24 protein-coding genes are annotated in these 20552 nt (G+C 70.6%); 8 read left to right on the top strand and 16 right to left on the bottom strand.

Features of this window, described 5'->3' with window-relative positions; all coding sequences use genetic code 11:
• The gene (gene radA / locus Q9R26_RS16395) at window positions 1-1362 is read left to right on the top strand and encodes a DNA repair protein RadA (protein WP_027467076.1); all 1362 of its coding nucleotides are present in this window, start codon (window positions 1-3) and stop codon (window positions 1360-1362) included.
• A gap of 4 nt (window positions 1363-1366) precedes the next feature.
• Here the strand turns inward: radA and Q9R26_RS16390 are convergent, their stop codons facing one another.
• Entirely contained in the window at window positions 1367-1750 is a 384-nt protein-coding gene (locus Q9R26_RS16390) for an SseB family protein (RefSeq protein WP_182064278.1), read from the bottom strand.
• Between the two features lie 280 nt (window positions 1751-2030).
• On the opposite strand from Q9R26_RS16390, the gene Q9R26_RS16385 reads away from it, so the two are divergent.
• A complete protein-coding gene (locus Q9R26_RS16385) occupies window positions 2031-2240 on the top strand; it encodes a cold-shock protein (RefSeq protein ID WP_017887662.1) in 210 nt (69 codons plus the stop codon).
• Between the two features lie 106 nt (window positions 2241-2346).
• Here the strand turns inward: Q9R26_RS16385 and Q9R26_RS16380 are convergent, their stop codons facing one another.
• Together Q9R26_RS16380 and Q9R26_RS16375 are read right to left on the bottom strand one after the other, a co-directional pair.
• Window positions 2347-3042 carry a hypothetical protein gene (locus Q9R26_RS16380; RefSeq protein WP_311227910.1) on the bottom strand — a complete coding sequence of 232 codons (696 nt, stop codon included), beginning with the start codon at window positions 3040-3042 and terminating at the stop codon, window positions 2347-2349.
• A 64-nt stretch (window positions 3043-3106) separates the two neighbouring features.
• Window positions 3107-3649 carry an amino-acid N-acetyltransferase gene (locus Q9R26_RS16375; protein ID WP_311227909.1) on the bottom strand — a complete coding sequence of 181 codons (543 nt, stop codon included), beginning with the start codon at window positions 3647-3649 and terminating at the stop codon, window positions 3107-3109.
• A 120-nt stretch (window positions 3650-3769) separates the two neighbouring features.
• Between Q9R26_RS16375 and Q9R26_RS16370 the strand changes: the two genes are divergently transcribed.
• From Q9R26_RS16370 to Q9R26_RS16350, 5 genes are all read left to right on the top strand, one after another.
• The gene (locus Q9R26_RS16370; RefSeq protein ID WP_182064276.1) at window positions 3770-4222 is read left to right on the top strand and encodes an SRPBCC family protein; all 453 of its coding nucleotides are present in this window, start codon (window positions 3770-3772) and stop codon (window positions 4220-4222) included.
• 193 nt (window positions 4223-4415) lie between these two features.
• Window positions 4416-4859: a hypothetical protein gene (locus Q9R26_RS16365; RefSeq protein ID WP_182064275.1), complete on the top strand. Its 444-nt coding sequence runs from the start codon at window positions 4416-4418 to the stop codon at window positions 4857-4859.
• The gene (locus Q9R26_RS16360) at window positions 4856-5311 is read left to right on the top strand and encodes a hypothetical protein (RefSeq protein ID WP_262139774.1); all 456 of its coding nucleotides are present in this window, start codon (window positions 4856-4858) and stop codon (window positions 5309-5311) included. The genes Q9R26_RS16365 and Q9R26_RS16360 overlap by 4 nt, the downstream gene beginning before the upstream one ends.
• A 4-nt stretch (window positions 5312-5315) precedes the next feature.
• Window positions 5316-6266, top strand: a complete 951-nt coding sequence (locus Q9R26_RS16355; RefSeq protein WP_311227908.1) for a hypothetical protein — start codon at window positions 5316-5318, stop codon at window positions 6264-6266.
• Window positions 6263-7285 (top strand): hypothetical protein, encoded by a 1023-nt coding sequence (locus Q9R26_RS16350; protein ID WP_311227907.1) that lies wholly within the window; start codon window positions 6263-6265, stop codon window positions 7283-7285. Before Q9R26_RS16355 ends, Q9R26_RS16350 begins: the two co-directional genes overlap by 4 nt.
• 302 nt (window positions 7286-7587) lie before the next feature.
• Here the strand turns inward: Q9R26_RS16350 and Q9R26_RS16345 are convergent, their stop codons facing one another.
• On the bottom strand, window positions 7588-10107 hold the full coding sequence (locus Q9R26_RS16345) for an ATP-dependent Clp protease ATP-binding subunit (protein ID WP_027467068.1): 2520 nt from the start codon (window positions 10105-10107) through the stop codon (window positions 7588-7590).
• 206 nt (window positions 10108-10313) lie between these two features.
• On the opposite strand from Q9R26_RS16345, the gene Q9R26_RS16340 reads away from it, so the two are divergent.
• A complete protein-coding gene (locus Q9R26_RS16340) occupies window positions 10314-11246 on the top strand; it encodes an NAD(+)/NADH kinase (protein WP_027467066.1) in 933 nt (310 codons plus the stop codon).
• Window positions 11247-11450: 204 nt separating this feature from the next.
• On the opposite strand, the gene Q9R26_RS16335 is transcribed toward Q9R26_RS16340, so the two are convergent.
• From Q9R26_RS16335 to folP, 12 genes are all read right to left on the bottom strand, one after another.
• The gene (locus Q9R26_RS16335) at window positions 11451-12509 is read right to left on the bottom strand and encodes a sigma-70 family RNA polymerase sigma factor (RefSeq protein ID WP_035809350.1); all 1059 of its coding nucleotides are present in this window, start codon (window positions 12507-12509) and stop codon (window positions 11451-11453) included.
• 351 nt (window positions 12510-12860) lie between these two features.
• On the bottom strand, window positions 12861-12995 hold the full coding sequence (locus Q9R26_RS16330; RefSeq protein ID WP_258320880.1) for a hypothetical protein: 135 nt from the start codon (window positions 12993-12995) through the stop codon (window positions 12861-12863).
• Window positions 12996-13058: 63 nt separating this feature from the next.
• Window positions 13059-13232 (bottom strand): hypothetical protein, encoded by a 174-nt coding sequence (locus tag Q9R26_RS16325; RefSeq protein WP_182064271.1) that lies wholly within the window; start codon window positions 13230-13232, stop codon window positions 13059-13061.
• Window positions 13233-13320: 88 nt separating this feature from the next.
• Window positions 13321-13524: a hypothetical protein gene (locus tag Q9R26_RS16320; protein ID WP_071245264.1), complete on the bottom strand. Its 204-nt coding sequence runs from the start codon at window positions 13522-13524 to the stop codon at window positions 13321-13323.
• Between the two features lie 29 nt (window positions 13525-13553).
• A complete protein-coding gene (lysS, locus tag Q9R26_RS16315; RefSeq protein ID WP_110863567.1) occupies window positions 13554-15080 on the bottom strand; it encodes a lysine--tRNA ligase in 1527 nt (508 codons plus the stop codon).
• Between the two features lie 71 nt (window positions 15081-15151).
• Window positions 15152-15844: a Rossmann-like and DUF2520 domain-containing protein gene (locus Q9R26_RS16310; RefSeq protein ID WP_182064270.1), complete on the bottom strand. Its 693-nt coding sequence runs from the start codon at window positions 15842-15844 to the stop codon at window positions 15152-15154.
• Window positions 15841-17601, bottom strand: a complete 1761-nt coding sequence (locus Q9R26_RS16305; protein WP_311227906.1) for a PH domain-containing protein — start codon at window positions 17599-17601, stop codon at window positions 15841-15843. Before Q9R26_RS16305 ends, Q9R26_RS16310 begins: the two co-directional genes overlap by 4 nt.
• 9 nt (window positions 17602-17610) lie before the next feature.
• Entirely contained in the window at window positions 17611-18132 is a 522-nt protein-coding gene (locus Q9R26_RS16300) for a PH domain-containing protein (RefSeq protein ID WP_311227905.1), read from the bottom strand.
• 24 nt (window positions 18133-18156) lie between these two features.
• The gene (locus Q9R26_RS16295) at window positions 18157-18648 is read right to left on the bottom strand and encodes a DUF3180 domain-containing protein (RefSeq protein ID WP_182064267.1); all 492 of its coding nucleotides are present in this window, start codon (window positions 18646-18648) and stop codon (window positions 18157-18159) included.
• Window positions 18645-19199 carry a 2-amino-4-hydroxy-6-hydroxymethyldihydropteridine diphosphokinase gene (gene folK, locus Q9R26_RS16290; RefSeq protein WP_311227904.1) on the bottom strand — a complete coding sequence of 185 codons (555 nt, stop codon included), beginning with the start codon at window positions 19197-19199 and terminating at the stop codon, window positions 18645-18647. The genes Q9R26_RS16295 and folK overlap by 4 nt, the downstream gene beginning before the upstream one ends.
• Complete coding sequence (gene folB / locus Q9R26_RS16285) at window positions 19196-19585, bottom strand: dihydroneopterin aldolase (protein WP_311227903.1); 390 nt, start codon at window positions 19583-19585, stop codon at window positions 19196-19198. Before folB ends, folK begins: the two co-directional genes overlap by 4 nt.
• A complete protein-coding gene (gene folP / locus Q9R26_RS16280; protein WP_311227902.1) occupies window positions 19582-20550 on the bottom strand; it encodes a dihydropteroate synthase in 969 nt (322 codons plus the stop codon). Before folP ends, folB begins: the two co-directional genes overlap by 4 nt.
• Window positions 20551-20552: the final 2 nt, after the last annotated feature.

Genomic DNA, 20552 nt, shown 5'->3' with positions numbered 1-20552 from the left:
ATGGCGCGCCCGCAGTCCCTCTACCGTTGCACCGAGTGCGGCTGGACCAGCATCAAGTGGGTCGGCCGGTGCGGTGAGTGCCAGACGTGGGGCACCGTCGAGGACAGCTCCGCGGCGTCGGCGAGCACCCGGGGCACGTCAGCGGTCGCCGTCACCGGCGCCCGGGCCGCGCGCCCGATCACCGAAGCCCGCGGCACCTCGGTGCAGCGCTGGCAGACCGGCATCGGCGAGTTCGACCGCGTCCTCGGCGGCGGCGTGGTGCCGGGTGCGGCGGTCCTGCTGAGCGGTGAGCCGGGTGTCGGCAAGTCGACTCTGTTGCTCGAGGTCGCCTCCCGAGCCGCAGCCTCGGGCAAGCGCGTCCTCTACGTCAGCGCCGAAGAGTCCGTCGACCAGGTCCGACTCCGCGCCGAACGCACCGGGGCGATGCACGACGACCTGTACCTGGCGAGCGAGGTCGACCTCGGCGTCATCATCGGCCAGATCGACCAGGTCCAGCCCGACCTGCTCATCGCCGACTCCGTGCAGACCATCTCGTCGAGCTCGATCGACGGCATCGCGGGTGGCACGTCCCAGGTACGCGAGGTCGCCTCGACCCTGATCCGCATCGCGAAGGACCGCGCCCTGCCCGTCCTCATCGTCGGCCACGTCACGAAGGACGGCACGATCGCCGGCCCGCGGCTGCTCGAGCACCTGGTCGACGTCGTCTGCCACTTCGAGGGCGACCGGCAGACCGCCCTGCGCTTCGTCCGGGCGCTCAAGAACCGCTTCGGCCCCACGGACGAGGTCGGGTGCTTCGACATGGGCGGCGACGGCATACACGAGGTCCCCGACCCGAGCGGCCTCTTCATGTCGAAGAACGCGACCCCGGTGTCCGGCACCTGCGTCACCGTCGCGCTCGAGGGGCGTCGGGCGCTGCCGGTCGAGGTGCAGGCGCTCATCGTCCCGAGCTCGGCACCGCAGCCACGCCGGGTCGTGAACGGTGTCGATGCCTCCCGTGTCGCGATGCTGCTCGCGGTCCTCGAACGCCGGGCCGGCCTCAAGCTGTCCGACGCCGACGTCTACGTGTCCACGGTGGGCGGCATGAAGCTCACGGAGCCCGGTGCCGACCTGGCGATCGCACTGGCCCTCGCGAGCGCCGCACGAGACCGTCCGTACCCGCACACGCTCGCGGCCGTCGGCGAGATCAGTCTCGCCGGCGAGATCCGTCCGGCCACGGGCACGAAGCAGCGCGTGAACGAGGCCACCCGCCTCGGGTTCACGACCGTGCTCGGTTCGGACTCCGGGCACCTGCGCGAGGCCCTGCGCGTGGCGTTCTCGATGACGCAGTCCCCGCGCGAACGCGAGCTCGACCGCGCGTTCTGAGGCGCTACGCGCGCAAAGCGGCCAGCAGGTCCTCGGGTGCGGCCTGCATGGTGTGCGGGCCGGCGATGTCGAAGAACACGCCCTCGAGCATGTCGAGGTGAGCGGCCAGGAACTCCTCGAGCCGCGGGCCGTCGTAGACCATGACCTGCCGGATCTTCTCGTCCGGCACCATCGCCGTGTAGGCGTCCGCCGACGAGAACAGCAGCAGGATGCGCTTGTCCGACCCCTCACGGCCGAACACCCGCACCTGCATGTCCTTCTTGCCGGTGACGAGCCGGGGGACGATCACGATGTCGTGGCGGAGCGCGAACGCCACCGCAGCGACGTCCTGCTTCGCGAGGGCTTCCTCGAGCTGTTCACTCCGGAAGCGCTGTTCCTTGTCTGCCATCAGCTCAATTCCACCAGATTTTCGTCGTTCCGTGACGCACGGGTAGCCAGTCGGCCCAGAGCACGCTAACCTGATGGAACCGCTTCGGCGGCGCTCAACGTCCGGGCGAGGTGGTTTGCCCCTCAACCCGGGCCCCAGGGTCACTGGCCGACAGGCCTGACCCCGAACCCGTCCCGCCGGCACCTGCCCGCGTGGCGCATCACCCCCGTCGACGTACGTCGGGGTCTCCGTCGGTGCATCTGCACCTTGGCGGAAGCAAGAAAGCTAAGGAAACGCCATCATGGCATCTACCGGTACCGTCAAGTGGTTCAACAACGAAAAGGGCTTCGGCTTCATCGCCCCGGACGACGGCAGCGCTGACGTCTTCGCGCACTTCTCTGCGATTGCTGGCAACGGCTACAAGTCGCTCGAGGAGAACCAGAAGGTGGAGTTCGACATCACCGAGGGCCGCAAGGGCCCGCAGGCGGAGAACATCACCGTCCTCGGCTGATCACATCAGCTTGAACAGGCCCCGTCGTCTTCGGACGACGGGGCCTGTTGCTGTTTCCGGCACCCCTCATCGGCACAGCCGGAACGGATCGGAACCGCGAACCCGGCTACTGCAGGATGAACTGCGCCGAGGTCTTCGACTCGAGGTTCCCGACGGCGACCTGCAGGTGGTAGCTCGCGCCTCCCGCGGTGACCGCCGGCCGTGACGAGTCGCACGTCGACGTGGACGAGCGGGTGCGGTCCCAGGCGATCGCCGGGGTCGTGAGCGTCTGACCGGACTTGATCGTGACGTCCTGGTTCGTGCCGCCGGTCTGGCAGTCCTTCGACGACCAGTACTGCTCCTGGCCCGAGCTGATCGTCAGCACCTGCTGCGCCGACCCGAGGTCCATGTGGCAGGAGTTCGTGCCGGAGTTCTTGATCGACATCGCGATCTTCGGGTCCTCAGTGGGGCCGTAGGCCGACTTGTCGAGCACCGGGGTCAGGACGATCTGGTCCTTCGTGCAGGTCGAGCCGTCGGCAGCAGCGGGCTTCGACGCAGAAGCCGACGCGGAGGCCGCCGGCTTGGGCGCCGCAGACCGCGAGGACCCAGATCCGGAACCGGCAGACCCGGCAGACGACGCACCGGAACCGGCACCGGCAGAGGCCGACGCACTCGGCGCCGCCGAAGTCGCCCCGCTCCCCCGCCCGACGACGATGAGCACCACGACCAGGACGACGACCAGCAGCGCCCCGAGCACGAGCGCCCGACGACGCCAGTAGACGACCGGCTTCTCGGGCCCGACGGGGTGACGCAACGACGACATGCGCACAGGGTAGACAACGGCACGGCAGACGCACGCCAACCCCGCCGGGCGGCACGAGAAAGCGTCAGAGGTTCTTCAGCATGCGGGTGTTGCCGAGGGTGTTCGGCTTGACCCGCGCGAGGTCGAGGAACTCCGCGACCCCTTCGTCCGACGAGCGGACGAGTTCGGCGTAGACGTCCGGTGAGACCACGCTCTCGCCGATCTCCAGGTACCCGTGCTTCGCGAAGAAGTCGACCTCGAAGGTCAGGCAGAAGATCCGGGCGACGCCGAGTTCACGGGCGTCGTGCTCCAGCGCTTCGAGCATCCGGTGCCCGACGCGCTTGTGGATCCACTGCTCGTCGAGGGCGAGGGTGCGGACCTCGGCGATGTCGTCCCAGAACACCGCGAGCGCGCCGCACCCGATCGGGGTGCCGTCGGGCCCCTCGGCGATCCGGAACTGCTGGATCGAGCCGTACAGCGCGACGTTCTCCTTGCCGAGCAGGATGCGCCGGTCGACGTAGGGCGCGATGAGCCGCTGGATGTGCGGGACGTCCGAGGCGAGCGCCGGGCGCACGAGGATCCTGTGGTCGTCGCGTTCGTGGAACGCGTGCTTCCCGTGCTCTGTCATCCGCCCCACACTACTGCGCGACGCCGGACGCGCACGCCGTCTGCGACGACGCCCGGACGGTACCGCAGGGGGACAGCGCTGCTGAGTGCCACCCAGGTCGATCGGCCTACCGTCCGGTGCATGCCTCAGATCATCGAAACCGTCGACGTCAACGTCCCCGTCCGCCAGGCCTACGACCAGTGGACCCGTTTCGAGGAGTTCCCGCACTTCCTCGACGAGGTCGAGAAGATCGTCCAGGTGGACGACAAGACCACCGACTGGACCGTGAAGATCGCCGGCCAGGAGCGCGAGTTCCGAGCCCTCATCACGGAGCAGCACCCCGACGAGCGCGTCGCTTGGACCGTCAAGGACGGCGAGACCGACCACGCCGGCGTCGTCACCTTCCACAAGCTCTCCGACGCCGAGACCCGCGTCACCGTGCAGATCGACTGGGAGCCCTCCGGCTTCCTCGAGAAGCTCGGCTCCGCCGTGGGCGTCGGCGGGCACGCCGTGAAGAAGGACCTGCAGAACTACAAGGAGCGCGTCGAGAACGCACCGACCCAGCCGGGCTGGCGCGGCGACGTGCAGGCGTAGTCCGCACCACACGACGGACGGGAGGCGCGGTGCCAGCTGGCACCGCGCCTCCCGTCCGTTCGTCCCCCCGTTCGGCATCCCCCCATCGAAATGCCGACCTGACGAGCGAGCGCGAGCCTGGCAGAGTGGTGACACCGGCCGACGCGCTGGTTCAGTTTTACCATGTCTGAGACAGATGTGAGAGTGGGGTCACGTGATCGAGTACAACGACGACGACGCGCACCGTCGGGAACTGTCGCGCAAACTGCAGCTCCTGATGGACGTCGTCGAGGCGAACTCGGGCCAGCGTCCCCCGTACAAGGAGATCGCCGCCGAGATCGAGGCGCAGGGTGCGTCGATGAGTCGACCGCGCTGGGGCTACATGCTCGGTGGCAACGGTCCGGCCGTCCGCGACCAGCGACTCCTGGCCGCTCTGGCGACCTACTTCGGCGTCCCGGCGGAGTACCTGACCGACGCGGCCGGCAGCACGGACGTGCCGGAGCGGGTGCAGGCGCAGCTGGAGCTCGTGCTCGAACTCCGCAAGCGCGAGGTCGTCGCGTTCGCCACCCGGCGTCTGGGCGAGTTCGCCTCGGCGGACGAGATCCGCGACTTCACCGACCACCTGCGCCGCCTCGACGAGTCGGGGAGCACACCGTGAGCGGGTACCGCGACCGCTTCGACGCCCTGCGCCGGCAGACCGCGGCCCGCCGCCGCGTGCAGCGCCTCGGACTCCCCCGTCGGCTGTCCCTGCCGGAGCTGACCGCACGGGCAGAGGCGGCGCTCGGCAAGCCGATCCACGTGCGCACGACGGAGCTGCCGGGTGACCTGTCCGCGCGGCTCATCCAGCGCGCCGACCACGCACTGCTCGAGACCCGCCCTGGACTGTCCGAGCGCTCCCGTGTGGCCTGTGTGCTGCACGAACTCGCCCACGTGTTCATGGACGACACCGGCTGCGACCACCAGGCCTACACGGGGCTGCTCTCCGGCCGGACGGCGTTCACCCGCTCGCTGGACACCCCGCACGAACAGACCGTCGAGCTCGTCGCCGACCAGCTCGCGCTGCGGATCGGGCTGCTCGACCCCGATGGCCAGCCCGGGATCTTCCGGTGACGCGGTGACGCTGCACGTCTGGGGATCGATCCCGGTCTGGCTGATCCTGGCGGTGCTGGTGGTCCGGCTCTTCCTGGTGCGCACGCAGTCGGCCAGCGTCACCTGGCTGATGGTCTGCTGCAGCTGCGTCGCCGTCGGACTCACGATCAACCAGCCCGACGTGACGACGTTCCTCGCCGGTGTGACGCACGTGCCGAACATCGCCGACCTGATCGGTCGCTGCCTGATGGTGTGCGGCATGTTCGCCCTCGCGCAGTCGGTCGAGGCCGCTGCACGCTCCGCCAAGCTCTTCCGCCCCGGTCGGATCATCGGCTGCGTCCTGGTGCTCGTCGCCCTCGTCGTGCTGTTCGGCCTGATCGACGCGCCGACCCCGACGGCGCAGTTCATGGTGGCCTACGGGGACCAACTGCCGACCGCGCTGTACTCCGCGGTCGAGATGACGTACATCGCCATCGTCATCGCCCGGTCCGCCGTCGCCGTGCTCCGTGGGTTCCGGAACGGGGACGGGCTCGGGCGCCTGTACTGGCTCTTCGTCGTCGGTGCCGCGGGGCTCGTGCTGCTCGCCGGCATCGCGATCGCCCTCGACGCCGTGCACGTCGCGGGTGCGGACGGCGCGGTCGGCGTCCTGTCGAAGCTCTACACGCCGGTGTTCCTCGGCTCGATGGTCCTGCTCGCCATCGGCGCCGCCGGCGGCGTGCTGCCCGACGCCGTGCGGGAGTTCCGCGACTGGCGGGCCGCTCGACGCCGCTTCCGTGCGCTCGAGCCGGAGCTCCGCCGTCTCGAGACGGCATCGGGCAACACCGGGCTCTACTTCACGATCGTGTGGCAGCGTCGCCAGTGGCGGAGTCGGCAGCACCGGCTGTCCGTCGAGATCGAGGACCGCGCGCGCGAGGCCGGGCAGGCAGTGCCGGCCGCTGCGACGCTCACCACGGAACGACTCAAGGAGATCACATGACCGGCGCACGCATCACGGCACTCGGCACCGCGGCAGGAGCGGTCGGCACGCTCGGACTCGGTGCCTTCGTCGCACGGCGGCTGCTGTTCCCGACGCCGTACACGGCGACGGCCACGGTCCGCAGCGCCACGGACTCCGAGGTCGAGCTGATCGCCACCCGCGACACCCGCCTGCCGGGCACCTACGACCTGCAGCGCGACGACACCCGCGTGCAGGTCAGCGCGATCCTCACCGCGAGCACGGAGACCGGGGCCGGCAGCGACGGTGACACCGTCCGACGCAGCGTCACCGCCCCCGTGGCGACCGGTGAGTGGGCCTGGGACGCCCTGCGGTACGACGGACCGGACGACGTGCCCGGCACCGAGCCCGAGGCCGCCACGACCCACGTGGTCCACGTGCACGGGCAGTCCCTCGGCCCGCGCCAGGTCCTGCGCGGTGGCGGGGTCTGGCGTTCGCTCGGCGCCTCGTCCGAGATCGTCGACACCACCGACCTGCCGCTCCGCTCGCTCGACCCCGCGGCGGCGGACCGCATCGTCGCCGCCGTCCGAGCCGCCCGGGCACGCGGTGCACAGCGTGTCGTGCTGCAGGGCTGGTCCGCCGGCGCGCTCGCCTGCTCCGTCGCCGCCGCACGGGTCGGTGTCGACGGCCTCGTGGCGGTCTCACCCCTGCTCGACGTCGCCTCGGCACTCCGCGGAGCCGTCCGGGGCGCCCACCTGCCCGCGTTCGTCGGCACCGTGGCCGCCCGCATCGCGACCACGAACGTGCTGTCGCGGCTCGCCGGGGCCCCGACCCCCGTGACGACGACCACGTGGCAGGACTCGTCGACGCCGACGCTGCTGATCCACTCCGAGGCCGACGCCCTGGTCGCGGCGGACGACGTCGCCGCCGTCGCCGCGCGGCAGGGCGCCACCGCGGTCACGTTCCGCACGGCACCGCACACGCTCGAGTGGAACGAGGACCCGGAGCGCTGGGAGCGCGCCGTCCGCGACTTCGCCGCACAGCTGCCCGGGGCCGCCTGACCCAGCGCCGCCTGCGGCATCGACCACGGCGCTGCAGGCATCCCCCCGGACGTGCAACGGCCCCGGTCTGCGAACAGACCGGGGCCGGCTGCGTCTCGATCCGTTGGGGGGAACCGATCGAGCGCGACGCGCGAGGAGTTGGGGGGAACGTCTCGCGCGTTGTCATCACAGTACCCCCGGACGGGGGTCCGTGACCGCAAGGACGCGCAGATCGGTGATGCGGGATCTGAACGCGACCCGGGAACGGACAGGAGGCCCGGTGCCAGCTGGCACCGAGCCTCCTGTCCGTGGGGTGTCAGGTCCTAGGACTCGATCTCGCCCTGGGGCGTGTCGGTCGCGGCCTCGACCGCGGCTGCGCCGGCGAGGACCTCTTCGCGGCCCGGCTGACGCCCGGTCTCGAAGTGGAACGCACCGTCGACGAAGTCGACCTTCACGTGGTCGCCCGCGTTGAGCTCACCCTGCAGGATGTGCTCGGACAGCTGGTCCTCGACCTCGTGCTGCATCGCGCGACGCAGGGGCCGAGCACCGAGGGACGGGTCGAACCCGACCTTGATGAGCTGCTCCTTGGCCGGCAGCGTGAGCTCGACGGTCATGTCGCGGTCGAGCAGGCGATCGGCCAGACGCTTCACGAACAGGTCCACGATCTGCAGCAGCTCGGGCTGCGACAGCTGCGGGAACACGATCGTGTCGTCGACACGGTTCAGGAACTCGGGCTTGAAGTGCTTCTTGAGCTCCTCGTTGACCTTGCCGCGCATGCGGTCGTAGCCGACTGCCGAGTCACCCTCGACCTGGAAGCCCACCGGGCCACCGGCGATGCCCTGCGAACCGAGGTTCGTGGTCATGATGATGACGGTGTTCTTGAAGTCGACCACGCGGCCCTGACCGTCGGTGAGACGGCCTTCCTCGAGCACCTGCAGCAGCGAGTTGAAGATGTCCGGGTGGGCCTTCTCGATCTCGTCGAACAGGACCACGGAGAACGGCTTGCGGCGCACCTTCTCGGTGAGCTGGCCACCCTCCTCGAACCCGACGAACCCGGGAGGGGCACCGAACAGGCGGGACACGGTGTGCTTCTCACCGAACTCCGACATGTCGAGGGAGATCAGCGCACCCTCGTCGTCGAACAGGAACTCGGCGAGGGCCTTGGCGAGCTCGGTCTTCCCGACGCCCGTGGGGCCGGCGAAGATGAACGAGCCGGAGGGACGGTTCGGGTCCTTCAGGCCGGCACGGGTACGGCGGATGGTCTTGGACAGGGCCGAGATGGCCTCTTCCTGACCGATGACGCGCTCGTGCAGTGCCTTCTCCATGAAGACGAGCCGCGAGGTCTCCTCTTCGGTGAGCTTGAAGACCGGGATGCCCGTGGCCTGGGCCAGGACCTCGGCGATGATGCCCTCGTCGACGGTGCCGGACGCGGCGACGTCGCCCGCGCGCCACTGCTTCTCGAGGCGGAGACGCTCGCCGAGGAGCTTCTTCTCCTCGTCGCGCAGGCTCGCGGCCTTCTCGAAGTCCTGCTCCTCGATGGCGGCTTCCTTCGAACCGCGGACCGTCGAGATCTTCTCGTCGAACTCGCGGAGCTCCGGCGGTGCCGACAGGATCGACAGACGCAGGCGAGCGCCGGCCTCGTCGATCAGGTCGATGGCCTTGTCCGGCAGGAAGCGGTCCTGCACGTAACGGTCCGCCAGGTTCGCCGCGGCGACGATCGCACCGTCGGTGATGGACACCTTGTGGAACGCCTCGTACTTGTCGCGCAGACCCTTGAGGATGTTGATCGCGTGGGGCAGCGACGGCTCGTTGACCTGCACCGGCTGGAAGCGACGCTCGAGTGCGGCGTCCTTCTCGAAGTGCTTGCGGTACTCGTCGAGCGTGGTGGCACCGATGGTCTGGAGCTCACCGCGGGCCAGGAGCGGCTTGAGGATCGACGCGGCGTCGATCGCGCCCTCGGCTGCACCTGCACCGACGAGCGTGTGGATCTCGTCGATGAAGACGATGATGTCGCCGCGGGTGCGGATCTCCTTCGTGACCTTCTTCAGGCGCTCCTCGAAGTCACCGCGGTAGCGGGATCCGGCGATGAGCGACCCGAGGTCGAGCGAGTAGAGCTGCTTGTCCTTCAGCGTCTCGGGCACGTCGCCCTTGACGATCGCCTGCGCGAGGCCCTCGACGACGGCGGTCTTGCCGACGCCGGGCTCACCGATCAGGACAGGGTTGTTCTTGGAACGGCGGGAGAGGATCTGCATGACCCGCTCCATCTCCTTCTCGCGCCCGATGACGGGGTCGAGCTTGCCGTCGCGCGCGGCCTGGGTGAGGTTCCGACCGAACTGGTCGAGAACCTGCGAACCCTGCTGCGCGTTCTGCTGCTGCTCGCCGCCGACTGCGACTGCTTCCTTGCCCTGGTAGCCGGACAGGAGCTGGATGACCTGCTGGCGCACCCGGTTCAGGTCGGCGCCGAGCTTCACGAGCACCTGGGCTGCGACACCCTCGCCCTCGCGGATCAGGCCGAGCAGGATGTGCTCCGTGCCGATGTAGTTGTGGCCGAGCTGCAGCGCCTCGCGCAGGGACAGCTCGAGCACCTTCTTGGCGCGCGGCGTGAACGGGATGTGCCCGGTCGGCTGCTGCTGGCCCTGCCCGATGATGTCCTGGACCTGCTCGCGCACGGCGTCGAGCGAGATGCCCAGCGACTCCAGCGCCTTGGCGGCGACGCCCTCGCCCTCGTGGATGAGACCGAGGAGGATGTGCTCGGTGCCGATGTAGTTGTGGTTGAGCATCTTCGCTTCTTCTTGAGCGAGGACGACAACACGACGGGCCCGGTCGGTGAATCTCTCGAACATGTGCTCTCCCTTGGCCCCTGATGAGCGGAGCCGACGCTGTGCCGGTCTCGTGTGAGTCCGGCCAAGTACTTCGAGAGTAACCAGCGCTCCGCCCGGGGGCTGCCCCTGTTCGCCGTGGGCGTGACCAGGGTGCGTCTTGTGCGCAGCGAGCGAACGACGAGACGGACGGGAGGTCGCGTCGGAGGTCCGCTCGGTACGATCCGCTCATGGAGCAGCCCGTCGTCGGCCTCGTCGTCCACCCGACCAAGAACGTGCAGGAGTCCGTGACGACCCTGCAGCGCTGGAACGCGTCCGGCCAGGGCGAACTGCTCGCCCGCCGCGCGGACGCCCAGCGCATCGGCGGCGGGGTCGACGTGGTCGACGACGACGACTTCACCGACCGCGTCGACCTGGTCGTGGCCCTCGGCGGCGACGGCACCATGCTCGGCGCGATGCGGCTCGTGGCGAAGCGCCCGGTGCCCGTCCTCGGGGTGAACTACGGCAACGTCGGGTTCCTGGTCGAGATCGAGCCGCCCGAGCTCGAGAGCGCTCTGGAGCGGTTGTCCGCCGGCGAGTACCAGCTCGAGCCGCACCACGCGCTCGAGGCCCGGTTGTCCTGGGGTGGTGCCCGCACCGACTACCTGGCGTTCAACGACCTGACCATCGTGCGGCGGCCGGGCGCCGGGCAGGTGTCGGCCGACCTCAGCGTCGGGGGCCTCGGGTACGGGTACTACCGCGCCGACGCCATCGTGGCCGCCACCCCCGCCGGCTCCACCGCGTACAACTACGCCGCCGGTGGTCCGGTGCTCTCCCCCGCACTGTCCGGCTCCGTGGTGACGCCGGTCGCGCCGATGGCCGGGATCGATCGCTCGGTGGTGCTCGCCGCACGGGAGCGCTACCGGTTCGACATCGCCGAGGGCACCAGGAGCGCCGCGCTCGAGGTCGACGGGCTCGTGGTCGGCGAGGTGGCCACCGGGGCGCAGATCGACATGCGGCTCCGCAAGGACGCCGGCAGTGTGGTGCGCCTCGACGCCGAGCGGCACGGGCGGACCGGACGCGTGAAGCTCAGCCTGCTCGACCTGCCGGTGCGTCCCGACCAGTTGGTCGAGCTCATCCCGAGTGACCTGCGGCAGAAGCTCCGGCGCGAGATCGACGACTGACGCCGCGGGGCCGGTGGACCGGGCTACGGTCCTGGCCCCGACCCGGTCCTGGCGCCGGTCCCGGTCCCGGCGCCGGGAACGTGAATGGCCCGCCCGAGCAGTGCTCGAGCGGGCCGTCCCATCACCCCACCGGATCGTCTTCCCACAGAACGACCCGGTTTCCCCGCGCCGGCACGGTGAACGCGCCGGCCGAAGTCCACTGACCTAGTCGGTCAGGTACAGCTGCATGTCCTGCGAGACCGCCTTGGCGAACAGCCGCAGCTTGGCGCGCGACTCCACCCGGCTGACGGCCTGGCGGGTCGTGTGCACGATCTTCGAGATCTCGTCGAGGGTCATCGGCTTGTCGTCGTCCAGGCCGTAGCGCATGCGGATGACGTTCGCCTCGTCGCTGGGCAGCTCGGCGACGATGGAGCGGATGTCGCGGTGCAGCAGCGTCGTCTCGGTGAGCTCGTTCGGGCTCGCGGCGTCCTCGTCCTCGATGAAGTCACCGAGTTCGCTGTCGTCGGAGTCGCCGACCACGGTGTGGATCGAGACGGGCTCGTGCGAGCGGCCCTTGAGGTCGACGAGTTCCTCGACGCTCATGCTCAGCTCGGCGGCCACTTCCTCCGGCATCGGCGCGCGGCCGAGGTCGACGGTCAGGTCACGCTCGGTGCGCGAGATCTTGTTGATGAGCTCGACGGTGTGCACCGGGATGCGGATCGTGCGCGCCTTGTCGGCGAGACCACGCGAGATTGCCTGGCGGATCCACCAGGTGGCGTAGGTCGAGAACTTGTAGCCCTGCGTGAAGTCGAACTTCTCGACCGCACGGACCAGGCCGAGGTTGCCTTCCTGGATGACGTCCATGAACGGCAGGCCGCGCTGCGAGTACCGCTTGGCGATGCTCACGACGAGGCGGAGGTTCGAGGTGATCATGCGCTCCTTGGCGCGCTCACCGTCTCGGACGAGCCAGCGGAGTTCACGCTGCAGGGTCTTCGCGAGACCCTTCTCGGTGGCGAGCTTCTCTTCGGCGAAGAGCCCGACCTCGATGCGGCGTGCGATCTGCGCTTCTTCCTCGGCGGTGAGGAGCGAGAGACGGCCGATGTGACGGAGGTAGTCGCCGACCTGGTCGACCGAGGCACCGCGGACGCCGGCGAGCTGCTCGTCGGCCTCGACCTCGGTGTCGAGGGAGGTGGTGGCGGACTCGGCGGTCGCGGTCTTCGACGCCGATGCCTTCTTGGTGGCGGTGCGGCGGGTGGTGCTGGGTGCAGCCGTTGCGATCGTCATGGTGTTTCTCCCTGCGTTCGACGGTGATGGCTTCGTGGGGCGTTGCCGGGGGTGCTGATGAGTAAAGCGGCCCGGAGGTGTACCCCACAAATCGTTCGGAGCGATTCTCAGGGTTCTCCGTGCTTCGTCATCGAAAGCGTCCCCCGCGGGGTACAGCCCTCCGACAGTTTGGTCCCCCAATCGGCCCTGGATCAAGCGGATAACGCCGTGTTTCCGGCGTTGCAGGCGTGTTTCACCAGCGTTTCCAACCCTGTACCCCGGGTAACTGCGCACTCCGGACATGCAAAAGGGGTACGTCCGACCGGATCAGTGTGATCTGGTCGTCGTACCCCGAATACCGAACGGGTGGGGTCACCAGGAGGGTTCGAGCCACCCGTCCCGGCGCTTGGAGACCTCGAGGTCTGCGTCTCGGTCGAACTCGTCGTACTCGCTCTCGATGTCACCGACGAGGCTGCGGCCCGTGAAGGGATGTGCGGTGGTTGCCATGCGGACGATGCTCACCCCGGTACGCGTCGGCGAGGTGAACGGTGCGTGACGGTCCGTCGGCGCTCAGACGTCGAGGTCGTCGACGTCGCCCTCGTCGTCGAGGGCTGTGCCGTCGGCCCCGCGGCCGGTTCCGTCGACGCCCACGGGCAGGCCGGACGTGCCGGACACCGGGTGCCCGAAGGCGTCCTCCACGTCGAGGTCGTCGAGGTCCTCGACGGGTTCCGGGCAGGTCGGCATGTGCGACAGCGTCACACCGCGCGGTGAACGCCGGGTGAAGTCAGCGCAGCACCGTGCGCACCGCGCAGCGCGCGGGGTGCTGCTGCGACTACTCGGCCGACGTCGGAGCCGGCGCGGGGCGACCGTGCTCACGCTCGAAGCGGGCGCGCTCCTCGGCCTCGACCTTGGCGTACGCGGCTCGCTCGGTCCGGTCGGCACGCATGATCGCGCGCATCACGAACCAGAAGATCAGGCCGACGACGATGGTCGGCGTCAGGGCGAAGACGATCCCGCTTACGACTCCTTCAGGCACCCGAGCATCGTACCCCGGTGGACCGGGAGCTACTTCACGAGCGGGAACAGGATCGTCTCGCGGATGCCCAGGCCCGTGATGGCCATGAGCAGGCGGTCGATCCCCATGCCCATGCCGCCCGACGGGGGCATCGCGTGCTCCAGGGCCCGCAGGAAGTCCTCGTCGACGCGCATCGCCTCGAGGTCTCCACCGGCCGCGAGCTTCGCCTGCTCGACGAACCGCTCCCGCTGCACGACCGGGTCGACGAGCTCGGAGTACGCCGTGCCGAGCTCGAAGCCGCGGACGTACAGGTCCCACTTCTCGACGACGCCCGGACGGGTTCGGTGCTGCCGGGTGAGCGGCGAGGTGTCGACCGGGAAGTTCATCACGAAGGTCGGGCGGTCGAGCGAGTCGATGACGAAGTGCTCCCAGAGCTCCTCGACGTACTTGCCGTGCGTGGCGTGGGCGACCTCGACACCCTCGGCCTCGGCGAGCGCCTGCAGCTCGGACAGCGGGGTCTCCGGGCTGATCTCGCGCCCGGCGGCCTCGGACAGCGAGCCGTACATGTCGATGCGGGGCCACTCGCCACCCAGGTCGTAGGTGCTGCCGTCGGGCAGGGTGACCTCGAGCGCACCGCCGGTGACCGCGCGGGTCGCGTTCTGCACGAGCTCCTGCGTCAGGTCGGCCATCTGCTCGTAGTTGCCGTACGCCTGGTACGCCTCGACCATCGCGAACTCGGGCGAGTGCGACGAGTCGGCGCCCTCGTTCCGGAAGTTGCGGTTGATCTCGAACACCCGGTCGATGCCGCCGACGACGGCGCGCTTCAGGAACAGCTCGGGTGCGATGCGCAGGAACAGCTCGGTGTCGAAGGCGTTCGAGTGCGTCACGAACGGTCGGGCCGAGGCGCCGCCGTGCTGGGTCTGCAGCATCGGCGTCTCGACCTCGAGGTACTCGTGCGCCGTGAAGGTCTGGCGCAGCGAGGCCATCACGGCAGCGCGGGCACGCACGGTGGCGCGGGCCTCGTCGCGGACGATCAGGTCGAGGTAGCGCTGGCGGACCCGCGTCTCCTCGTTGAGCTCGTTGTGCAGGTTCGGCAGCGGCAGGATGGCCTTCGCCGCGATCGCCCAGTCGTCGACCATGATCGACAGCTCGCCGCGGCGCGAGGAGATCACCCGGCCGTGCACGAACACGTGGTCGCCCAGGTCGACGAACTCCTTCCAGCGGGCGAGGGACTCGTCCCCCACCTCGGCCAGGGAGACCATCGCCTGGATGCGCGAGCCGTCGCCCGACTGCAGGGACGCGAAGCAGAGCTTGCCGGTGTTGCGCGAGAACACCACACGACCCGCGATGCCCACGACGTCCTGGGTCTCCTCGCCGGTCTCCAGGTGCGCGTACTGCTCGCGCACGGCCGGGATCGTCGTGGTGATGGGGAGCTCGGCGGGGTACGCCTCGATGCCCGACTCCAGCAGCTTCGCCCGCTTGTCGAGCCGGACCTGTCGCTGCTCGCTGGTCTCCTGCTCGGCCAGTGCGGCGGCGTCGGCGATCGCGGTGTCGGGGGTGACGGTCTCGTCGGTCATGCGGGTGCGGCTCCGATGGTCGTGGGGGTCGGGGGAAATGCTACCCGCGCCGCAGTCCCGCCCCCGAACCGCTAGAGCGCCGACTGCCCGTCGGCGGCGGTCAGCGCGTTGTCGACGGCGGAGCGGACGAGCGCACCGAGGACACGACCCGGGTGTTCGACGCCGATGCCGGACAGGGTGCCGGCGGACTGGTCGACGATCGCGGTCGAGAAGCTCACGGCGGCCCGCACCGCATCGGCGTAGGCGGGCCGGTCGCCCTCGGCCACGACGAACGGTTCGGCCCCCATCTCGACCACGAGCGCCTGGGCGATCGGCAGCACGGGCGCCGGCGCGGTCACCGCGCAGTAGGCGTCGCGCAGCCGGGACAGGTCGACGCTCGTGCCCGTGAAGGCCATCGCCGGGTGGATCGCGAGCGGGATCGCACCGGCTGCCATCGCCGGGGCGAGGATGCCGACGCCGTGGTCCGGGCTGGTGTGCACGACGAGCTGCCCCGGCTGCCAGATCCCGGCGTCCGCCAGACCCTGCACGAGCGAGGCGAGCTGGTCGTCCGGCACCGCGAGCAGCACGAGCTCGCTCCGCTCCACCAGGTCCGGCGTCGCGAGCACCGGGGCGCCGGGCAGCATCGCCTCGGCGCGGTCACGGCTCTCCTCGGACACGGCGGTCACCCCGACGACGGCGTGCTCCGCGTTCGCGAGGGCCGCTCCGAGGACGGGTCCGACCCGTCCGGCGCCGACGATGCCGACCCCGAGACGCCCGGCCCTCATCGTGCGGCTCCGGTCGGTGGGACGTCGCCCCAGCCGGGAGGGACGGTGGCGGACCGGTGGTCCGCCGTCGGTCCGGCAGGGGCTCCGGACCCGGGCACGGTGTCGGCCGCAGCGTGCGTGGCGGCCGCGGGACGGGCCTCCCGTTCGCGCCAGCGGTGGGTCGTGTCGACCGCGGCCGCTTCGACGGCACGCTGCGTCGTCTCCGACCACAGGCGCTGCGCGTCCCACGCGTCGAGCGCGCCGACCCGGGCCGCCACCGGACCGGCCACGGTGTGGACGTGGACGGCTGCGAGCCGCAGGGCACGCTCGAGCGGGCCCTGCTCGACCTTGACGCTCTGCACCCGGGGCAGCGGCACGATGACGAGCGACCGCCACACGGCACCGAGCCGCAGCAGCACCGCACCCTGCACGAACCGGTAGCCGTTGCGCCGGAACGCGAACGGACGGAGCCACGCGCCACGTCGTGGGGAGTGCACGAAGCCGCCGCGGTCGCCCGAGGTGGTCAGGCTGTCGTCGACGACGTCCACGGCTTCGGCAGCCCCTTCGCGCAGGGCTTCCTGCGAGGCCTCGGGGCCGGCGACGACGGTGCCGACGAGCCCGGGCAGGATGATGTCGAGGACCTCGCGGACGTCCGCGGTGGTGCCCACGGGCAGCACGATCGAGGACACCTGCTGGTTGCTCGACGCCCCGTTGCCGGCGCTCGTCGCACGGTTGATGCGGATGTCCCACCAGCCGAACGGACGCCACAGCAGCGGCTGGGCGACGCTGACGGCGTGGATGCGCCCGGGCGGCAGCGTCTCGTTCGACGTCGAGACCAGCCCGAAGCCGATCCGGATGCCGTCGCGCGTCTCGGCGATCGTGTACTGCAGCGAACGGGAGAACTTGCGGACGTAGTAGCCGCCGGCACCGAGCACGGCGGGGAACAGCCCGAACAGCAGACCGTACTCACCGGTGACGGCGACGCTGACGATCATCGCCGCGATGACGAGCACCAGGAACAGCGTCGTGCCGGACAGCAGCATCGACGCGATGAGGCGACCGGGACGCACCTTGACGATGCGGGTCGCGTGCACGGCTGCCGGGTCGAGCTCGGGCGAGAACATCTCGTCGACGCGGTCCTGCAGTGCTCCGTGCGACTGCCGCGACGGACCGCCGTGGCCGTCGTCGTCCTTCGCGCCCGACGCGAGCACCAGGATCCGCTGCCGCAGGTCGTCGGCGGCGCGGGCCCCGAGGTAGGCGAGCTGCACGTTGGCGTCGTTGCCGGCCTGTGCGATCTCGAGCTTGGCGGTGCCGAACACCCGGGGCACGAGCGGCCGCTGGATGTTGATGCCCTGGATCCGGTCGAGCCGGGCCTTGCGGTGGTTCCGGAAGAGCACGCCCGAGCGCACCTCGACGATCTCGCCGGTGACCCGGAACTCGTGCATGCGCCAGGACAGGTAGAACAGCCCGATCAGCACCAGGAGCAGCACCACGATGCCGAGCAGGACCCAGCCGACGGCACCGTGCTCGTACACGTACCGGACCGGGTCACCGTCCTCCTGCTGCTCGCCCGGGATGAAGAACTCGACGAGCTGGTCGCGCAGGCTGTTCAGCACGTAGCCGAGGATGACGATGAGGAAGATCCCGCCCTTGAGCAGCGGGGTGAGCGGGTGCAGGCGGTGCCACTCGCCGTCGGTCAGGGGCGCCGCCGCGGCGGCGTTGCCCCGGCTGGGCGGGGCGGGCGGAGCGGGTGGCGGGGTGCCCGGTCGGAAGGTCACGGACGACCCCTACAGTCCGGCGCGACGGGACTCGGCGAGCTCGACGAGGCGGTCGCGCAGCTCGTCGGCGTCCGCTGCCGGGACACCCGGGATCCGGACGTTCGTCGCGGCCGCGGCGGTCACGAACTTCAGCTCGCTCATGCCGAGCGCCCGGTCGAGCGGGCCGCGGGCGACGTCGACCAGCTGCATCCGGCCGTACGGGACCGCCGTGAAGCGCTGCCACATGAGCCCACGGCGCACGACCAGGTCGTCGTCGCGGAGCGCGTAGCCGATGGCACGGACCCGTCGGGGCGTCAGCGCGGCGGTGATCGCCGTGGTGACCGCGACCACGATGCCGATGGTGAGCCACACGGTGCCGGCTCCGGAACCGAAGCCGCCGGTGACGATCCCGATGAGCACACAGCCCGCGGTGAGCACGACGCCGATCACGAGCGTGGTGATGAGTTCGGTCCACACGAGCTTCGCGGACACCCGCTGCCAGGCGATCCCACCGAGGCCGAGGCCGGGCTCGTCGAGTCGTTCACGCGGCATCGCGGGCCTCCTGGGGTTGCTCGGTCAGTTCACCGTCGTCGAGCCGTTGCGGGGATCGTCACGGTCGTCGTCGTCACCCGGAGGTGCGATGCACATGCGCTCCGCCACGAGTGCGCAGACCGTCAGGACGATCCCGCCCCCGACGGCGATCACGTTCGGCAGGGTCGAGCCTAGCGAAGGCGTCGCGGAACGGGTCAGCAGGTACAGCACGAGGCCGAGGGCGAACCCGCCCAGCAGCGTGCCGCAGATGCTGGACGCCTTCGCGAGTACGACGACCCGCGTCGCGTAGAGCGGGTCGACCGGCCGCTGGCGTCCGGCGCCGTCGCGTGCGTGTCGGCGCACCGGGCGCGCCATGAGCACGACGGCGACGCCGATGAACGCGAGCGTGATGCCGAGCGGGACCGAGAACAGGAACGTCGGCAGCTGGCGCGACGCCAGGACGGCGTCGAGCGCGAAACCGGCGACCACCGTCACGACGGCGATGCTGATCAGCGTGGAGGCACGGGTGGGCTTCATGCGCTGGTCGCGCTCCCCGCCGGCCAGGAGGCCCGTGCCGGCTCCGCGAACAGGCGCGGCTCGTCGACGCGCTCGGTGTCGTCGCCCACGGCGGTGAGCAGGTCGGCCACCGGTCCGGCACCGGGCAGGACGGCCTCGGGGTCGGCGTCGAGCCACGGGGCGAGCACGAACGCGCGCTCCGCTGCCCGGGGGTGCGGCACGACCAGGGTGTCCGTGGCGATCCGCAGGTCGTCCACCGCGACGATGTCGAGGTCCAGGGTGCGGTCACCCCACCGGACCTCGCGCGTGCGGCCGTGCGCGTCCTCGATGCCGTGCAGGGCGTCGAGGAAGGCCTGCGGCTCGAGGTCGGTGTCGACGACCACGACGGCGTTCCGGTAGCGGGGCTTCGACGTGTCGAGGCCGTCGAGGGTGACGGCGACGGACTCGACCTCGCGGCTCGAGGCCACCGGCTCGACTCCGGGCAGGGCGGCGATCGCGGTGGCGGCGGCGCGGAGCGTGCTCCCCCGGTCGCCGAGGTTCGCTCCGAGGGCGACGACGACCCGGTGCGTCATGCTTCTTCCTCGTCCGGCACCGTGGCGCCGCGCGTGCGCCGGATGGTGATCGAGACGTCGGTGAACGGCACGGTGATCGGGGCCTGCGGCTTGTGCACCGTGACCTCCGTCGCCGACGCGGCACGGTGGGTGAGCACGGCCGCGGCGATGCGCTCGGCGAGCGTCTCGATCAGGTCGACCGGGTCGCGTTCGATCTCGGCGACGACCTGCTCGGCGAGGACGCCGTAGTGCACGGTGGCGTCGAGGTCGTCGCTGCTCGAGGCGGCGCGGGCGTCGAGCTCCACGGCGACGTCGACGACGAAGTCCTGGCCGTCCTCGCGCTCGTGGTCGAAGACGCCGTGGTGTCCGCGAGCGCGGACCCCGGTGAGGCGGATGGTGTCGTTCACGATCGAGCTGCCCTCCAGGCGTCCCAGACGTCGAGCACGGCACGGGTCGGTGCCGGGTCGTGCACGCGCACGCCCCACGCGCCGCGTTCGGCGGCGAGCAGGCTGATGGCGGCGGTGGCGAGGTCGCGCTCCCTGGGCGGGGCGCCCTCGGGGCTCCCGACACCGTCGAGGAACCGCTTGCGCGAGGCGGCGACGAGCACCGGCAGACCGATCGAGGCGAAGCGCTCGTAGCCGGCCAGGATCTCCCAGTTCTGCACGCCGTGCTTGGCGAAGCCGAGGCCCGGGTCGACGACGACCTGCTCCTGCCGGACGCCGAGCACGATGAGTTCGGCGACCCGGAGTTCGACCTCGCGCCGGACCTCCTCGACCGCGTGCGTGTACTCGGCGTTGCGGTACATCCGGTCGCTGTGGCCGCGCCAGTGCATGACGACGAAGCCGACCCCCGTCGACGCCACGACCCGGGCCATGTCCGGGTCGGCGAGGCCGCCGGAGACGTCGTTGACGATGGCGGCGCCGAGGTCGACGGCACGTTCGGCCGTCACGGCGTTCATGGTGTCGACGCTGACCGGGATGCCCTCGGCGACGAGCTGCTGCACGACCGGCAGCACCCGTTCCTGCTCGACCGGCACGGGCACGCGCTCGGAACCAGGGCGGGTGGACTCCCCGCCGACGTCGATGACGTCCGCTCCGGCCGCGACGAGGTCACGTGCGTGCTGCACGGCGGCGTCGTAGGCCTGGTGCAGCCCGCCGTCGCTGAACGAGTCGGGGGTGACGTTGAGGATGCCGAGCACCCGGGTGCGTTCCCCGGCCGGGCCACCGCGGTCGCGGCGACGGCCGGTCACGACCTCCGGCACCGGCTGGGGTGCACGGAGGTCGATCGCGACCGTCGCCGGTTCGGCGGCGGCGGCGCGGGCACGACTCACCTCGGCGAGTCGACGCTCTCGTCGCGTCGGCAGCTCGGTCATGC

Source organism: Curtobacterium sp. BRB10, assembly GCF_031844325.1.
GTDB lineage: Bacteria > Actinomycetota > Actinomycetes > Actinomycetales > Microbacteriaceae > Curtobacterium > Curtobacterium poinsettiae_A.
The sequence above is the reverse complement of the archived record's forward strand: the minus strand, read 5'-3'. Positions and strand labels throughout refer to the sequence as shown.

Bases quoted from the DNA above. Each gene is read 5' to 3' on its own strand.
- Q9R26_RS16340 (WP_027467066.1), top strand. From the start codon at position 10,314: ATGGAGCAGCCCGTCGTCGGCCTCGTCGTCCACCCGACCAAGAACGTG.
- Q9R26_RS16295 (WP_182064267.1), bottom strand. From the start codon at position 18,648: ATGAAGCCCACCCGTGCCTCCACGCTGATCAGCATCGCCGTCGTGACG.
- Q9R26_RS16330 (WP_258320880.1), bottom strand. From the start codon at position 12,995: ATGGCAACCACCGCACATCCCTTCACGGGCCGCAGCCTCGTCGGTGAC.
- Q9R26_RS16385 (WP_017887662.1), top strand. From the start codon at position 2,031: ATGGCATCTACCGGTACCGTCAAGTGGTTCAACAACGAAAAGGGCTTC.
- radA (WP_027467076.1), top strand. From the start codon at position 1: ATGGCGCGCCCGCAGTCCCTCTACCGTTGCACCGAGTGCGGCTGGACC.
- Q9R26_RS16370 (WP_182064276.1), top strand. From the start codon at position 3,770: ATGCCTCAGATCATCGAAACCGTCGACGTCAACGTCCCCGTCCGCCAG.
- Q9R26_RS16375 (WP_311227909.1), bottom strand. From the start codon at position 3,649: ATGACAGAGCACGGGAAGCACGCGTTCCACGAACGCGACGACCACAGG.
- Q9R26_RS16350 (WP_311227907.1), top strand. From the start codon at position 6,263: ATGACCGGCGCACGCATCACGGCACTCGGCACCGCGGCAGGAGCGGTC.
- folP (WP_311227902.1), bottom strand. From the start codon at position 20,550: ATGACCGAGCTGCCGACGCGACGAGAGCGTCGACTCGCCGAGGTGAGT.
- Q9R26_RS16335 (WP_035809350.1), bottom strand. From the start codon at position 12,509: ATGACGATCGCAACGGCTGCACCCAGCACCACCCGCCGCACCGCCACC.
- lysS (WP_110863567.1), bottom strand. From the start codon at position 15,080: ATGACCGACGAGACCGTCACCCCCGACACCGCGATCGCCGACGCCGCC.
- Q9R26_RS16310 (WP_182064270.1), bottom strand. From the start codon at position 15,844: ATGAGGGCCGGGCGTCTCGGGGTCGGCATCGTCGGCGCCGGACGGGTC.
- Q9R26_RS16325 (WP_182064271.1), bottom strand. From the start codon at position 13,232: ATGCCGACCTGCCCGGAACCCGTCGAGGACCTCGACGACCTCGACGTG.
- Q9R26_RS16390 (WP_182064278.1), bottom strand. From the start codon at position 1,750: ATGGCAGACAAGGAACAGCGCTTCCGGAGTGAACAGCTCGAGGAAGCC.
- folK (WP_311227904.1), bottom strand. From the start codon at position 19,199: ATGACGCACCGGGTCGTCGTCGCCCTCGGAGCGAACCTCGGCGACCGG.
- Q9R26_RS16300 (WP_311227905.1), bottom strand. From the start codon at position 18,132: ATGCCGCGTGAACGACTCGACGAGCCCGGCCTCGGCCTCGGTGGGATC.
- Q9R26_RS16380 (WP_311227910.1), bottom strand. From the start codon at position 3,042: ATGTCGTCGTTGCGTCACCCCGTCGGGCCCGAGAAGCCGGTCGTCTAC.
- Q9R26_RS16345 (WP_027467068.1), bottom strand. From the start codon at position 10,107: ATGTTCGAGAGATTCACCGACCGGGCCCGTCGTGTTGTCGTCCTCGCT.